Raw genomic sequence first — 14942 nt, 5'->3', positions numbered from 1 at the left:
CGCGGCGAAGAGGGCATCTCCGGCGTTGTTGCCGGGCCCGGCGAGGACGCACACACGGGTGCCGGTGACCTGTCCGCGGTCGGACTTCATCATGGCGGCCGCACTGTTCGCCAGTGCTCGGGCCGCTCGGGCCATGAGCGGGATGCCGGCCTCGAGCAGCGGCTTCTCGGCCTCCCTGATGGTCTCGCTCGGGTAGGCGAACACACTCATCGACTGCTCCTGCACATCGTCACGATTCGATTCCTCATTGCACCGTATGCCTTCTCACGCACACGTGCCAGGGTCGGGCGGATCAGCCCTCGGCCAATTGCGCCAGCCGGCGCCCGGCCAGATGCGCGAGGAACAGAGCCTGGTCGGCCAGCCCGTCGTCGCTGTGGGTGGCGCGCGGGGAATGGTTGGCTTCGCGTTCTTCGACCGGCAGGTTCGGCCACGCGACTCCGAAGTGCCCATAGGCTCCGGGCACGGCATCGAGGACGCGGGAGAAGTCCTCCGAACCGGGCAGCGGATTCGCCTTGCGCACGGTCCGCTCCTCACCGAAGAGGTCGGTAAACGTGGAGAGGAAGAACTCGGCCTCGGCGTCGTTGTTGATCGTCGGGGGCAGGATCTGTTCGTATTCGACCTCGGCGGACAGACCGTGGGCGGCGACGAGGTCACGGACGAGCTGAGGCAGCTCTACCTCGGCGTGGGAGGTCACTGCCTCGGAGAACGTGCGCACACTGACGACCAAGGTCGCGAAGTCGGGGACGACGTTGGGGGCGGTGCCGCCGTTGAACTGGCCGACGGTGACGACGAGGGGGTCGAAGATGTCGAAGCGGCGGGTGACGTACTCCTGCAGCTGGCCCACGAGCATGGCGCCGACCTGGATGGGGTCCTTGCCGGTGGCCGGGCGGGAGGCGTGCGTGCCCTTGCCGTTCACGGTGATCGTCATCTTCGAGAACGCCGCCATGTACGGCCCGGGGCGGGAGCTCGCGACGCCGAGGTCGGCGTCGGCGGAGACGTGGATGCCGAATGCGGCCTTGACGCGGGGACCGGCGGCGTCGAGGACGCCTTCGTCGATCATCTTCCCGGCCCCGTCATAGCCTTCTTCGCCGGGTTGGAACATGAACACGACATCGCCGGGCAGGGAGTCGCGGTCGCGATGGAGGAGTTTGAGGGCGCCGACGAGGCCGGCGGTGTGCAGGTCGTGGCCGCAGGCGTGCATCCTCCCCGAGGTGGCCGCGAAGTCGAATCCGGTCGCTTCGGTGACGGGCAGTCCGTCCATGTCACCGCGCAGGAGGACGGCGGGCACGGCTCCGGTCGAGTCGGTCTTCCGGGCGCCGCCGCGCAGGACGACGACGATCGAGGACAGCCCCTCCCCTGTTGTGACTTCGACGTCGAGGCCTTCGATGGCGTCGAGGACGAGTTTCTGCGTCACCGGCAGGTCGAGTCCGACCTCGACGTTCTCGTGCAGGGCCCGGCGCAGGGTGACCAGGCCGGGTGCGATGTCGTTCGCGTCATCGGCGGTGGGCAGGTGCACGGCGGTGGCCGCCTCGGCGGGGGTCGGGATCGCGGGAGTGACGGCGTCGGCGGAGTCAATGGCGGCGTCGTTGGGAAGTGAGCTCATGCCCTGAGTCTATTACCACCGTCGATTCCCGCTTCCGCGATATCGGCCCTGTTCGCCGACGTGGAACCCCGACCGTCTGGTCGATCAGCGTTCCGGCATCTCGCCGAGTCGGGCGCCCTTCCCGTACATCGAATGGGTGAAGTGCTCGGCGGCTCCCTCGATGCCGGGGCTCAGCGACAGCCCCTCCCCCTCGGCGATGACGAACGTCATCGTCAGGTGCGCATCGTGGGTGATCGACAGGTGGATGTTCGTCCCGCCGATGGCACGGAAGTGCTCGAGGACGAGCCCGCGCAGACGGAAACTCGGCGCACCGGATAAGGCGGGGACCACCTCGGCGGACTGCCAGGGCAGCCATCCGGGAAAGCCGATCGCCTTCTTCAGCGCCTCCTTCGCGGAGAACCGCGCCGCCAAGGAGGCGTCCGTCCGGCGTTTGCCGTTGCGTTTGAGCTGCTCACCCGGGGTGAGCAGACGGTCGAGGAGCTCGGGCACCCGCTCGATGTGATCGGCGAAGCGCGGCACGTCGGCAATATCGGTGCCGATTCCCAAGATCGCCATGCTCGCGTCCTTACTCGACCGTGACCGACTTCGCGAGGTTGCGCGGCTGGTCGACGTCGAGGCCCTTGGCCGTGGCCAGCTCCATCGCGAAGATCTGCAGCGGAACGGTCGTCAGCAGCGGCGCCATGAGCGTCGTCGTCTCGGGGACGAAGATGACCTCGGAGGCGAACTGGTCGACCTCTTCGTCGCCTTCCTCGGCGATGACGACGGTGTTCGCACCGCGGGCGCGGACTTCCTGGATGTTCGAAATGACCTTCGCATGCAGCGAATCGCGACCGCGCTTCGACGGCACGACGATGATGACGAGCTGACCGTCGTCGATGAGCGCGATCGGTCCGTGCTTGAGCTCACCGGCGGCGAAGCCCTCGGCGTGGATGTACGCGAGCTCCTTGAGCTTGAGCGCGCCCTCCATCGCCACCGGGTAGCCGACATGACGGCCGAGGAACAGCACCGAACCGGCTTCCTGGTTGCGGTCGGCCAGGGCGAGGACCTGCGACTTCGTCTCATCGAGGATGTGCTGGATCTTCGCAGGGATCGACTGCAGCTCGGCGAGGATCGATGCGATCTCGTCGCGGAACTTGTTGCCCCGGAGCTGGGCGAGATAGAGGCCGAGCAGGTAGCAGGCGACGACCTGCGACAGGAATGCCTTCGTCGAGGCCACGGCGATCTCCGGACCGGCGTGGGTGTAGAGCGCAGCATCGGATTCGCGCGGAATCGTCGAGCCGAAGGTGTTGCAGATCGCGATGACCTTCGCACCCTGCTGACGTGCGTGGCGCACGGCCATGATCGTGTCCATGGTCTCCCCCGACTGCGAGATCGCCACGACGAGCGTCTTCTCCGTGACCACCGGATCCCGGTAGCGGAATTCGTGGGCCAGCTCCACCTCGGTGGGGATGCGGCACCAGTGCTCGATCGCGTACTTCGCGACCTGACCGGCGTACGCGGCGGTGCCGCAGGCGATGACGACGATCTTGTCCACGGACTTGAGCACGTTCTCGTCGATGTGCATCTCGTCGAGCGTCAGACGGCCCTCGGTGTCGAGGCGGCCGAGCAGCGTGTCGGCCACGGCCTGCGGCTGATCGTGGATCTCCTTGTCCATGAAAGACGCGAAGCCGCCCTTCTCCGCCGAGGCGGTGTCCCAGTCGACCTCGAACTGCTCACCTTCGACGGGGTTGCCCTGCGTATCCGTGATCGTGACCGTCTCCGGCGTGATCGTCACGACCTCGTCCTGGCCGATCTCGACGGCCGTGCGGGTGTAGTCGATGAACGCGGCGACATCGGAGCCGAGGAAGTTCTCGCCCTCACCGAGGCCGATGACCAGCGGCGAGTTCCGGCGGGCGGCGACGACCTGGCCGGGAGCATCGGCGTGGACGGCGAGCAGGGTGAACGCACCCTCGAGCTCATCGGCAGTCTTGCGCATCGCGGCGGTGAGGTCGCCGGTCGCCTTGTAGTTCTTCGCGAGCTGGGCGGCGGCCACCTCGGTGTCGGTCTCGGAGTGGAACTCGACGCCCTCGGCGACGAGGTCCTTCTTCAGGTGGGCGAAGTTCTCGATGATCCCGTTGTGGATGAGCGCGAGCTTGCCGCCGTCGGCCAGGTGCGGGTGGGCGTTGACGTCGGTGGGTCCGCCGTGGGTGGCCCAGCGGGTGTGGCCGATTCCGGTCTGCGCCGCCGGCAGCGGGTTGGCCTCGATCTCCTCGGTCAGGGCGGAGAACTTTCCGGCCTTCTTCGCCGAGGCGAGCTGACCGTCTTCGGTCACGAGCGCCACTCCGGCCGAGTCGTAGCCGCGGTATTCGAGTCTCTTCAGGCCGCCGAGCACGACATCGAGCGCCGAGTGATCGGCATTGTCAACGGGGGCCTTGGATACATAGCCAACGATTCCACACATGAGGGAGATTTTACGCGCTGATAGCCGATCTCGTGTATTTCGGCGAGTCACGATGGGATCAACGTGACGAACTGCACGCGCACGCGGGCACGGTGGGACCGCCTCGGTGAGGGTGAGTCCGGTGTCCGACCTGGCGCGGGCGGCGAACATGACGCATGACACAATGGAGGAATGAGCCATGTCGACCCTCAGTTGGACCGTGCACGCAGACTCGCCGGCCTCAATACCGCCCGGCGCAGCGAGCCGGACACGACGTCACCGTTCTGGGAGTTCGACCGGGAAGTGTGGGGCACTCTCGCCCAGGCCACGCCGCTGCCGCTGAAGCAGCGCGATATCGAACGGCTGCGCGGCCTCGGCGATCGGATCAACCTCGATGAGGTCTCCCAGGTCTACCTGCCCCTGTCACGACTGCTCAACCTCTACGTCGCCGCGCGACGCGCGAAACACGATCTGACCAGGGAATTCTTCTCTCCCCTCCACGATCAGGGGCTGGAACCTCAGGATGCCAAGCGCACGCCGTTCGTCATCGGCGTGGCCGGATCGGTGGCTGTGGGCAAGTCGACGACGGCGCGTGTTCTGCGTGAGCTGCTCGCCCGCTGGCCCGACACTCCGCGTGTCGAGCTCATCACCACCGACGGGTTCCTCTACCCCAATGCCGAGCTCGATCGCCGCCGCCTCAACGGGCGGAAGGGATTCCCCGAATCCTACGACCGCCGCAAGCTGCTCAAGTTCATCTCCGCCGTGAAATCCGGAGCGCCCGAGGTCCGCGCGCCGGTGTACTCGCACCACACCTATGACATCGTTCCCGGCGCCGAGGTGGTCGTGCGCTCCCCCGACGTCCTCATCGTCGAAGGACTCAACGTCCTCCAACCCGCCCGTCCCCGTCAGGACGGAACCGTGGGCTTGGCCATCAGCGACTACTTCGACTTCTCCGTCTACGTCGATGCGCGCTCCCGCGATATCCGCCAGTGGTACATCTCGCGGTTCCTCAAACTCAAGCACGGTGCGTTCCAGGACGAGGACTCGTACTTCCACCGCTACTCGCAGCTCGACGACGACGAAGCGATCACCCTGGCCACGGAGATCTGGGACTCCATCAACTTCCCGAACCTGCGCGAGAACGTCCAGCCCAGCCGCGGTCGAGCCGACCTCGTGCTCCACAAGTCCTCCGATCACACCATCCGGAAGGTGCAGCTGCGCAAGCTGTGAGCCGGGTTGGCTGCTTGGGGGCTGTTTTTGGGGCGTGTGACGGGAGTCGCCGGGCGGTGAGGAAATAGTTTCGCCGCCGGTGCGGTTGCACCGTGTGCACGAAGACTTCACCGGCGGAGGGCGACCTGCCCACGACGGCGACCGGATGCGGGCGATCCCTGCATCGGCGAGAACCTGGCGCATCTGTGCGGATGCGGACCTCGCATCCACGTGGATGCGGCTCGCGCCCGAGCGGTCGATTCGGCAGCAGAAAGGGACCCCGTTATGAGTATGCCCTCCGCGCATCGTCTGATGTACTCGACGGTCAAGAACAAGAAGACCCCGCAGACGACCATTCAGCCGGGCATCTACAAGAGGATCGCCGGCTACGCGGGCAGGCACAAGCGCAAGCTCATCGTCTTCCTCGTCCTCTCCGTCCTCACCGCCGCCATCGGCGTGCTCAACCCGGTGCTCGCCGGCGACGTCGTCAACGCGATCACCGGCGGCGGCCCCGTCTCCACCGTGGTGTGGCTGGCCGTGGCCATCGGCGGCTTGGCCATCGCCGATGCGGCCATCTCGATCACGAACCGATACCTGTCCTCACGGATCGGCGAAGGACTCATCTTCGATCTGCGCACAGCCGTCTACGACCATGTGCAGTCGATGCCGATCGCGTTCTTCAACCGCACCCGCACCGGCGCTCTGGTCTCCCGTCTGAACACGGATGTCATCGGTGCGCAGCGGGCGTTTTCGAACACCCTGTCGGGAATCGTGTCGAACTTCGTCTCGCTGGCACTGACCGTCGGCGTCATGGTCACGATCTCCTGGCAGGTGACCGTGATGTCGGTCCTCCTTCTGCCCCTGTTCATCGTCCCCACCCGCATGCTCAGCGGAAAGCTCGCGTCGCTGCAGTTCGAGGCCGCGAACAACTCGGCCGACATGTCGACGAGGATGACGGAGCGTTTCTCCGCAGCCGGTGCCACACTGATCAAGCTCTTCGGCAATCCCCGCAAGGAGAACGAGGAGTTCGCCGATCGCGCCGGTCAGGTCCGCGATATCGGGGTCAAGGTCGCGATGCTGCAGTCGACGTTCGTCTCCTCCCTGACTCTCGTCTCTGCGCTGGCGCTGGCGCTGGTCTACGGCGTCGGTGGTGCACAGGCGGTCCTCGGAAACCTCAACGCCGGCCAGGTCGTGACCTTGGCCCTGCTGCTGACCCGGCTCTACACGCCGCTGACGATGCTCGCCAATGCACGCCTGGACATCCAGAGCGCGGTCGTGTCGTTCCAGCGTGTATTCGAGATCCTCGACCTCGTGCCGTACTTCAAGGAACCTTCGCTGCCGAAGGACCTGCCCGACGGAGGGCTGGATGTGACGTTCGATCACGTCGACTTCGCCTACCCCAGCGCCTCGCAGGTCAGTCTGGCCAGCCTCGAGGACGTCTCAGTTCTCGACACCCGCGGCGGCGATCAGGTTCTCCATGACCTGAGCTTCTCCATTCCCGCCGGGCACACCGTTGCCCTCGTCGGTTCCTCGGGTGCGGGCAAGTCGACGATCGCGTCACTTCTGCCGCGGCTCTATGACGTCACGGGCGGCACGATCACCATCGGTGGAGTCGATGTCCGCGATCTGTCGTTCGCCGATCTGCGCGAAGCCGTCGGCGTCGTCACCCAGGATGGCCACGTCTTCCACGAATCGATCCGCGCCAACCTCCAGCTCGTCAGTCCCGATGCCACCGAGGAGCAGATGCTCGACGCGATCGACCGAGCGCAGCTGCGAGGCGTCATCGAGGCTCTGCCCGATGGGCTGGACACGGTCGTCGGCGAGCGCGGGTACCGGCTCTCCGGAGGCGAACGTCAGCGGCTGACCATCGCGCGGATGCTGCTGGCCTCCCCGGAGATCGTCGTGCTCGATGAGGCCACCTCGGCGTTGGATTCGACGAATGAGGCTGCGATCCAGCGGGCCCTGGCCCAGGCGATGCACGGACGGACGGCCCTGGTCATCGCGCACCGTCTGTCGACGATCCGGCAGGCCGACACGATCCTCGTCGTCGAAGCCGGTCGCATCGTCGAGAAGGGCACCCACGAGGAGCTTTTCAGCAGCGGCGGTCGCTACGCCGAGCTCTACGCCACTCAGTTCGCCTCGAGCTGACGGACTCGATCCTGTCGCGGCTGACGGACCAGTAGGCACCGCAAGCGGCCGGGATGTTCGTGAGGTTCGTCGAGGTATTCCACCAGATCTCGCGAGACTCTACGATGGCCGGATGGAATTGCGCGTAATGGGGCGCGTGGAGATTCTCCATGATGGTGTGGCCCACGGGATACAGGGACGCACGCAGCGAGCCCTTCTGTCTCTGTTGGTTCTCCGGCTCCGAACCTGGACGCCGGCATCGCTCATCGTCGAAGCACTCTGGCCGGACGAGTGGTCCGACCGTGTCGCCACTCGCCTGCACGTCCAGATCCACCGTCTGCGCAAACAGCTGGCAACCGGCGTTCTGCTCAGTTCTCCGAACGGCTACAGACTCGATCTGGACCAGCATTCCGTCGACGCATGGCGCTTCGAGCACAGTGCCCGGACCGCCCTTGCCGAGGATATGCCCGACCATGATCTCGAAACGCTGCGCTGCCTCGAAGCGGCTGCTGCCGAATGGGGCGGCGAGCCGTTTCCCGACGTCGATCTGCCCGGCACGGCGGACTGGCAGTCCGAGCTTCGCGATCTGCACACCGAATTCGGAGAGGTGTGCCGAGTTCCATTTGGAGTTCGGCGACGGGAGCACGGCACTCAGGCTGCTCACTCGCCTGACGCACGAACACCCGGAGAACGAACACGCTCACGTCCTCAGACTCTCTGCCCTGCAGCAGACCGGGCAGGACACGGAACTGCCAGGAGCATTCGTCGAAGTGCACCGGGCGCTTAGGGAACTGGGACTCGATCCGAGTCCGGACCTGCTCCACACTCAGCGAACACTCTTCCGCAATCGTGAAGAGGAGATCCGGTCCGACCTCGCCGTCGTCGACCCTGCTGGCGATCTCACTCCCGGCACCGAGGACGAGGCGGATCCGACGATGCGCGGATCGGTGCTGCGCCGCGAACTCGCCTATATCCTCATGGCGAAGGGCCGCCACAGCGAAGCACTGTCGCTGTTGGAACGTTTGGAAGTTCTCCATTCCGGGCTGGGACACGAGAACCTGTGTGCGATCCTCCTCCGCGACATGGTGGCCGTCATGGCACTGACAGGAGACCTCCGCCGTGCCCTGCGACTCCTCGGTGAAGCGTCGAGACTCGACCAGCGGACGACGGGAACCGATGCGATGCTCCACATCATCCGTGCCCTTGTCCTCGCCCATATGTCTCGCCTGCGCCGGGCCGAGGACGCTCTGTCGGCTGTCGGCGAACCGACCGGGCCCAAGGCACGCCAGGTCATGTGGTGGCGCACCCGCAGCCAGATCGACCGGCGAACCGGTCGGCATCGCGACGCAGTCGTCGGAGCACTCACGGCCTGGAACCTTGCTCGAAGTGATGGCGCCGAGTCCGACGTGGGTCCGGTCCTGCTCGATGTGGCCTGCTCGATCCGTGATGACGGCGATGCCGCATGCTTCGATTGGTACCGAACCGCCCTCCGGTTCGCCCACGAGGACATGCGCTTCCCGCTGGCGGCCAGCGCCCATGCGTCGATGGCGAAGGCACAGCTTCTGTGGGGCAGACCGAAGACGGCGATCGTGCACTCGCGAGCGGGCCTCGAACTCGCCCAGTCGTCCGGCTGCTGGCTGTTCGCCGGAAAGGCAGCCGCACGCCTCGCCGAGGCGGAAGAGCAGATGGGGAACGCCTCCGTTGCTCTCCGCCACCGGCAGGAAGCGAAGTCCTTCTACCGTCGCATCGACTTCCCCACGCCGTTCCCGGTCGAGAGTGTCCCGGGTGATGGTGTGACGCTCACGGCTGGGCAGGTGGCACGGGATGGTTCGCGGCGAACACGTTCTCCGGATCGTATGCGCTCTTGACCCGGGTCAGTGTCAGCCACTCGCGTTCCCCGAAGTTGTCTCCGACGTCGACGGGCTCCTCGGCGAAGTTGAGATACTGACGTCCGGTGCTCCACGGTGTCATGGTCCGAACCAGGTCGGTCGCATCTTCCTTGCCCCGAGCTTCGTTCTCAGGGGTGTCGGCGATCGCCGCACCGAAGAGCAGGAAGCTTCCGTCCATCCGGCTGAGTGCTCCGCCGTCGGGGTGCTTCCTGGCCAGGGCACCGCCGAGCTGTCGCAGTTCGGCCGAGAGCAGGGAGTGCTCCGTTCCGGCACCGACTTGAGCCAGGAACGCATCGACGGCTTCATCCGTCAGCCGCCCCAACAGGGCAGTGTCTCCGGTGACCGGGGTCGGCCCTTCCGGGTCCATGTGGAGCCGGGTGATCGAACTCGGCGGCACCTGGGCGAAGGTGTCGACCTGCGGGGACAGGTCCCGCAGCGGCGCTAGCACCCGTCTCGCGCGCTTCCTGTCGGACAGCACGGCTCCGTCCATGCAGACGACGGGTCGACCTGCCACGGCTTCGGGGATGCCCGGTGCGTCCGGGAGGTTGAGGATGCGCATCGTCGTCGTGATCTCATGCGGCGCGGTCGGAGCCCATTCGGCCCAGGCCCGCAGCACTCGAGCGGCGTCGTCGATGTCCCAGACCATCATTCCCGCGTGCACTGTCTCCAGCGGGTAGAGGGAGAATTCGAAGGCGGTGACGATGCCGAAGTTGCCGCCGCCACCGCGCAGCGCCCAGAACAGCGACTGGTGCTGGGTGTGGTCGGCGCGGATGAGTTCGCCATCGGCGAGGACGATCTCCACGGCGGTGAGGCTGCTGGTGGCCATGCCCAATCGGCGTGCGTAGAGGAATATTCCCCCACCCAGCAAGTACCCGCCCACGCCGACGTCGGGCGACGATCCGTGCAGGCAGGCCAGTCCGTGACGGCCGGCCGCCTCGGTGACATCACCCCACAGCGCACCGCCCTGGACTCTCGCCATGGCCATCGAGGGGTTGATCTCGATCCCGTTCATGGCGGAGAGCTTGACCAGAACGGTCGAAGCGAGGTCGTGCTGGACGAGCGGGACGGCGTTGTGGCCGGTGCTCACCGGTGCGATCTGGAACCCGAGCTGGCTGGAGGCTGTGACGACGGCAGACACCTCGGCGGCAGTGGTCGGTTCGGCGACCGCGACGGGGCGCAGATCGACGGCGGTGTTCCACAGCGTCCGCGCCTCGTCATAGCCCGGGTCGCCCGGCAGGTGGATCACGGTCGAACCCACCATCGCAGCCAGGCGGGCCGCAGAATCGACATTTTCCTCACGACTGGCATCGCTGAGGACCGTGTGTGATTGCAGAGTCATGGATCTCCGATCGTTGGAAGAGATGAGGTTCTCGTCCGACGACAGTCGACTCTGATCCGCCGTCGGATGCCTCGATGCTCCCAAACGACGCTTACATCGCACTTACGTCTGCGCTCTCAACGGGGTTTGCGTGATGCCGATCGGTTGCCGAAGCTGCTCCGGATGTTTCTTCCGCCCGGCCCGCCCCTAAGTCAACGCGAAACGCGAAAGAGTCGTCGCCAGTGACAACTTTTCCGAGCTTCGCGTTGCCTGGCGGGGGCCTGCTGCACATCGACTGACTGAGCACCATCACTTCCCTCCCCCGCAGCTCTGCTCTCAGGCTCGTCACCACCCCACGGAGGTCCGCAGGTTTCCCGCCTGAGACCGTTCATCCGCTGCGTCGTTTGACGCTGTCCTTGATCCGCAGGAAGAGGTCGCCTCTGAAAAGGTCCCTCCAAGTGATCCTGAAGACCTGAATGCCAAGATTGCGCAGGGAATACTCCCTGCGACGCTCAAGCTCGAAGGCACGTTTCGGGTCGGCACCGTCGAGGTAGTACTTCCCGGCCCCGTCGAATTCAGCGACGACGCGCGCCTTCGGATTGGCGAAGTCGGTCCGCGCGACGAAATCCCCTCTCTCATCTCGAATGACTACCTGCGGCTCGAAACCCGCAATCGAGTATTCGACGAATCGGACTGCAGTGATCGATTCGGCCACGGATTCCCGTCGCGCGTCAGCATTCGCGATGACTGCATCAATGCGACCTTGCCGCGTTCTCACCGGATTGTGAGCACAGTAGTCTGCGAATTCTCGAACCGAGATGAGATTTCTACGAAGCGCTGCGTCCACAGCTGCGACGGAGAACGCCAGTGGGTAGTCACGGGCGACGTCCAGAAGTGTCTGAGGCAAGGTGGTGACTCGAAAGTCGTTGACGACCTCAGTGCTTCCCTCGAGCGGCCTCTTCCTGATGTGGACGAATGAACGCCGCACTCCGACCTCCGGATGGACGAACTCTGCGCAAAGAGGTGCACCGTTCTCGAAATACGGGATCGGCAAGCCGTGAATGATCAGGGCGCTGCGGTGAGAGAACGCTGCTCCTTCGGGACAATCATCGACATAGGATCGTACGAGGATGCGCAGATCCTCATCGCGCTTCATAGTCCCTGCCGATTCACACGGCAGAGTCGTCCCCGGCCCTGCACCAACAGCGGCGATGAATCGATGTGTCGGTTCGGCGCAGACCGATGTCACAACGTAGACGCCCCGTCGGACTCTTCTCAGACAGCAACGCTCAGCTATTCGCAGCTGGTGGGAACTCAATCCGGCCGCGCTGAGTTCTGCGGAAGTCAGACACGCGAACATCCCTCAAGCGTTCCGGAGCTGGGTGGCCGACCACAACGGTCACTACCGGGCCTGTGGATAACGGCCGACTCAGTTCCACAGGCTCAGTCAACGCGAAACGCGAAAAAGTCGTCACTAGTGACGACTTTTTCGCGTTTCGCGTTGATTGAGACCGGAGAGTCGTTACAGCGCGAGGTGTTCCTTGACTGACGCGGCCAGGCGCTCGGCCTGGGCGGTGGCGGCATCCTCGGTGGCGGCTTCGACCATCACGCGGATGAGCGGCTCGGTGCCCGAGGCGCGCATCAGCACGCGACCGGTGTCGGCGAGTTCGGCCTCGACAGCGGCCACCTCGGCGGCGACCTGCGGGTGATCGACGTTGTTCTTGTCCACGCCCTTGACGTTGACGAGCGCCTGCGGCAGCTGCGGGATCTCCGCGGCGAGGTCGGCCAGGGTGCGCTTGGCATCGGCCATCCGCTTCATCAGATGCAGGGCGGTCTGCACTCCGTCGCCGGTGGTGCCGTGATCGAGCATGAGCACGTGTCCGGACTGCTCCCCGCCGAGCGCATACCCGTCGGCGAGCATCCGCTCGAGCACATACCGGTCGCCGACAGCGGTCTGCACGGTCTCGATGCCGTATTTGTCCATCGCCTGCTTCAGACCCAGGTTCGACATGACGGTCGTGACGAGGGTGTTGCCGCGCAGTTCACCGAGCTCCTTGAGCCCGATCGCCAGGATGCCCATGACCTGGTCACCATTGACGACCCGCCCCAGCGAATCCACGGCCAGGCAGCGGTCAGCGTCACCGTCGAAAGCCACGCCCAGATCGGACTGGGTCTCGACGACGAGGCGCTGCAGCGGTCCGAGGTGGGTCATCCCACACCGTCGTTGATGTTGAAGCCGTCGGGTTCGGCGGCGGAGACGATGACTTCGGCTCCGGCCTGGCGCAGTGCGGCGGGTCCGACGATGGACGCCGCACCGTGGGCGCAGTCGACGACGACCTTGAGTCCCGACAGCGGGCGCACATTGTCGGCGTCGACGCAGCGCACGAGGTGTTCGGTGTATTCGTCGGCAGCGGCCGGGTAGCGCGAGATGCGGCCGACGTCCGCGCCGGTCGGACGGTCCCAGTCCTGGTCGAAGATCGCGAGGATCTCGTCTTCGACTGCGTCGTCGAGCTTCGTCCCGCCGGCGGCGAAGAACTTGATGCCGTTGTCGGGCATGGGGTTGTGGGAGGCGGAGATCACGACTCCGAAGGCGGCGCCGGTGTCTTTCACGACCTGGGCGATGCCCGGCGTCGGCAGCATGCCCGCGTCGAGGACGTCGACTCCCGTCGAGGCTATTCCGGCGCTCAGTGCGGCGGAGAGGAATTCGCCGGACACGCGCGTATCACGTCCGACCACGGCGAAGGGGCGCTTCTCACCCGTCCAGCCGCGGCTGAGCACGCGTGAACCTGCGACCGAGAGCTGGAGCGCTAGTTTGGCCGAGATATCGCGATTGGCCAGTCCGCGTACTCCGTCGGTGCCGAAGAGTCGAGACATAGTGGAGATCCTTTCGTCAATGTCGGAGTCGATCTTAGTCGATCCGCTGTGTGTCGCTCGTGATGTCGGCACCCTCGCCGAAGCGGCCGGCCGCAGCCACGACCGTTGTGATCGCGGCGTCGCGAGTGTCGTTCAAGGCCGAGCGCGCTTTTCGTGCCGTGCCCAGCTCGAAATATGTGCTTCGCCTTGAACGACGGGAACGAGCGGAAGGTGATCGGTTCGTTCAAGGCGGAGCGCACTTATCGTGCTGTGCACCATGCGATATTCGCGCTCAGGCATGAACGACGGACTATGCGCCGAGGCGGCACACCCGACCGCAGCCGCGGTCGCGCGCAACGCCGGCCACGTCAGTGGCCGTGTGAGACGAGTCCGGATATGAGAAATGCGGCCCCGAACCTGGTTCGGGACCGCATTCTCATGTTCGTGAAGCTGAACTGTCGATGACTGCGACTCAGTGGCAGACCAGCCGCAGTCGGTTCGCCAGTAAGATCAGCGCTTCGAGAACTGAGGTGCCTTACGGGCCTTCTTGAGACCGGCCTTCTTGCGCTCAGGAACGCGAGCATCGCGGCTGAGGTATCCGGCCTTCTTCAGCTCGGCGCGGTTGGACTCCGCGTCGATCTGGTTGAGCGAACGAGCCACGCCCAGGCGGACGGCGCCGGCCTGGCCGGAGGGTCCACCGCCGGAGATCCGGACGATGACGTCGAAGCGTCCGCCCAGGTCCAGCAGGGTGAAGGGCTCGTTGACGAGCTGCTGGTGCAGCTTGTTCGGGAAGTACTCTTCGAGAGTACGTCCGTTGATGGTCCACTCACCGGTGCCGGGGACGAGGCGCACGCGAGCAATTGCCTGCTTGCGGCGGCCGACTCCGTTGCCGGGAGCGGTCAGGGACTGTCCACGTCCACCGGCGGTGCTTTCGCCCAGGCCAGCGGATGCGGGAGTCTCGGAAGTGTATTCGGTGATCTCTTCTTCGACAGTTTCTGTCGCGTTGGTGGTATCAGCCACGGTTCTCCTCGGGATGTCTAGAGCTCAGGCGCTTACTGCGCGACCTGGCTGAGTTCGTACGGCTGCGGATTCTGAGCGGCGTGCGGGTGCTCGGCACCTGCATAGACCTTCAGCTTCTGCATCTGGGCACGTCCGAGACGAGTCTTCGGGACCATACCGGCGACAGCCTTCTCGACTGCACGCTCGGGGTGGGTGGCGAGGAGCTCGGCATAGTTCACGCTCTTGAGGCCGCCCGGGTAACCGGAGTGGCGGTAAGCGCGCTTCTTCTCGAGCTTCGCACCTGTCAGCGCGACCTTGTCGGCGTTGATGATGATGACGAAGTCACCGGTGTCGGTGTTCGGAGTGAACGTGGTCTTGTGCTTGCCGCGCAGGAGGCGTGCAACCTGCGAAGCAAGGCGACCGAGCACCTGGTCAGTGGCGTCAATGACGTGCCACTGGTGCTCAATGTCACCGGGCTTAGCTGTGTACGTACGCAAAAGTAGCCTTCTTTTCGTATCTGTGTTC

The 14942-nt window shown here is 65.3% G+C and carries 12 protein-coding genes and 1 pseudogene; 3 read left to right on the top strand and 10 right to left on the bottom strand.

Annotation, left to right across the window (positions count from 1 at the left end; genetic code table 11):
- The 4 genes from AC2W7L_RS16030 to glmS all read right to left on the bottom strand — a co-directional run.
- A partial coding sequence (locus AC2W7L_RS16030) for an NAD(P)H-hydrate epimerase (protein ID WP_486005236.1) occupies positions 1-210 on the bottom strand: 210 nt, incomplete at its 3' end.
- Between the two features lie 82 nt (positions 211-292).
- Entirely contained in the window at positions 293-1603 is a 1311-nt protein-coding gene (locus tag AC2W7L_RS16025) for a M20 metallopeptidase family protein (RefSeq protein ID WP_486005235.1), read from the bottom strand.
- Positions 1604-1687: 84 nt separating this feature from the next.
- Positions 1688-2158: a holo-ACP synthase gene (locus AC2W7L_RS16020; RefSeq protein ID WP_486005234.1), complete on the bottom strand. Its 471-nt coding sequence runs from the start codon at positions 2156-2158 to the stop codon at positions 1688-1690.
- A 10-nt stretch (positions 2159-2168) separates the two neighbouring features.
- A complete protein-coding gene (glmS, locus tag AC2W7L_RS16015; protein WP_486005233.1) occupies positions 2169-4043 on the bottom strand; it encodes a glutamine--fructose-6-phosphate transaminase (isomerizing) in 1875 nt (624 codons plus the stop codon).
- A gap of 171 nt (positions 4044-4214) precedes the next feature.
- Here glmS and coaA point away from each other — a divergent pair, with 171 nt between their 5' ends.
- On the top strand, positions 4215-5252 hold the full coding sequence (coaA, locus tag AC2W7L_RS16010) for a type I pantothenate kinase (protein ID WP_167198303.1): 1038 nt from the start codon (positions 4215-4217) through the stop codon (positions 5250-5252).
- A gap of 264 nt (positions 5253-5516) precedes the next feature.
- Positions 5517-7379: an ABC transporter ATP-binding protein gene (locus tag AC2W7L_RS16005; protein ID WP_486005232.1), complete on the top strand. Its 1863-nt coding sequence runs from the start codon at positions 5517-5519 to the stop codon at positions 7377-7379.
- On the opposite strand, the gene AC2W7L_RS16000 is transcribed toward AC2W7L_RS16005, so the two are convergent.
- On the bottom strand, positions 7324-7950 hold the full coding sequence (locus AC2W7L_RS16000; RefSeq protein WP_486005237.1) for a hypothetical protein: 627 nt from the start codon (positions 7948-7950) through the stop codon (positions 7324-7326). The two genes, AC2W7L_RS16005 and AC2W7L_RS16000, sit on opposite strands and share 56 nt — an antisense overlap.
- Between AC2W7L_RS16000 and AC2W7L_RS15995 the strand changes: the two genes are divergently transcribed.
- Positions 7832-9226 (top strand): AfsR/SARP family transcriptional regulator, encoded by a 1395-nt coding sequence (locus AC2W7L_RS15995; protein WP_486005231.1) that lies wholly within the window; start codon positions 7832-7834, stop codon positions 9224-9226. The two genes, AC2W7L_RS16000 and AC2W7L_RS15995, sit on opposite strands and share 119 nt — an antisense overlap.
- On the opposite strand, the gene AC2W7L_RS15990 is transcribed toward AC2W7L_RS15995, so the two are convergent.
- From AC2W7L_RS15990 to rplM, 5 genes and pseudogenes are all read right to left on the bottom strand, one after another.
- Entirely contained in the window at positions 9159-10586 is a 1428-nt protein-coding gene (locus AC2W7L_RS15990) for an FAD-binding oxidoreductase (protein ID WP_486005230.1), read from the bottom strand. The two genes, AC2W7L_RS15995 and AC2W7L_RS15990, sit on opposite strands and share 68 nt — an antisense overlap.
- Before the next feature lie 367 nt (positions 10587-10953).
- Positions 10954-11472, bottom strand: coding sequence for a hypothetical protein (locus tag AC2W7L_RS15985; RefSeq protein ID WP_486005229.1), 519 nt, complete (start codon positions 11470-11472; stop codon positions 10954-10956).
- Positions 11473-12087: 615 nt separating this feature from the next.
- A pseudogene (gene glmM, locus AC2W7L_RS15980) lies at positions 12088-13439 on the bottom strand (phosphoglucosamine mutase).
- A 489-nt stretch (positions 13440-13928) separates the two neighbouring features.
- The gene (gene rpsI / locus AC2W7L_RS15975; protein WP_025779545.1) at positions 13929-14438 is read right to left on the bottom strand and encodes a 30S ribosomal protein S9; all 510 of its coding nucleotides are present in this window, start codon (positions 14436-14438) and stop codon (positions 13929-13931) included.
- Positions 14439-14470: 32 nt separating this feature from the next.
- Positions 14471-14914 (bottom strand): 50S ribosomal protein L13, encoded by a 444-nt coding sequence (gene rplM, locus AC2W7L_RS15970; protein WP_092011710.1) that lies wholly within the window; start codon positions 14912-14914, stop codon positions 14471-14473.
- Positions 14915-14942: the final 28 nt, after the last annotated feature.

This window comes from Brevibacterium sp. LAARM3_SD1 (assembly GCF_057364765.1).
The sequence above is the reverse complement of the archived record's forward strand: the minus strand, read 5'-3'. Positions and strand labels throughout refer to the sequence as shown.

Excerpts from the sequence above, each read along its gene's own strand:
- AC2W7L_RS16025 (WP_486005235.1), bottom strand. The coding sequence starts at position 1,603 with ATGAGCTCACTTCCCAACGACGCCGCCATTGACTCCGCCGACGCCGTC.
- AC2W7L_RS16020 (WP_486005234.1), bottom strand. The coding sequence starts at position 2,158 with ATGGCGATCTTGGGAATCGGCACCGATATTGCCGACGTGCCGCGCTTC.
- glmS (WP_486005233.1), bottom strand. The coding sequence starts at position 4,043 with ATGTGTGGAATCGTTGGCTATGTATCCAAGGCCCCCGTTGACAATGCC.
- coaA (WP_167198303.1), top strand. The coding sequence starts at position 4,215 with ATGAGCCATGTCGACCCTCAGTTGGACCGTGCACGCAGACTCGCCGGC.
- AC2W7L_RS16005 (WP_486005232.1), top strand. The coding sequence starts at position 5,517 with ATGAGTATGCCCTCCGCGCATCGTCTGATGTACTCGACGGTCAAGAAC.
- AC2W7L_RS15995 (WP_486005231.1), top strand. The coding sequence starts at position 7,832 with ATGATCTCGAAACGCTGCGCTGCCTCGAAGCGGCTGCTGCCGAATGGG.
- AC2W7L_RS15990 (WP_486005230.1), bottom strand. The coding sequence starts at position 10,586 with ATGACTCTGCAATCACACACGGTCCTCAGCGATGCCAGTCGTGAGGAA.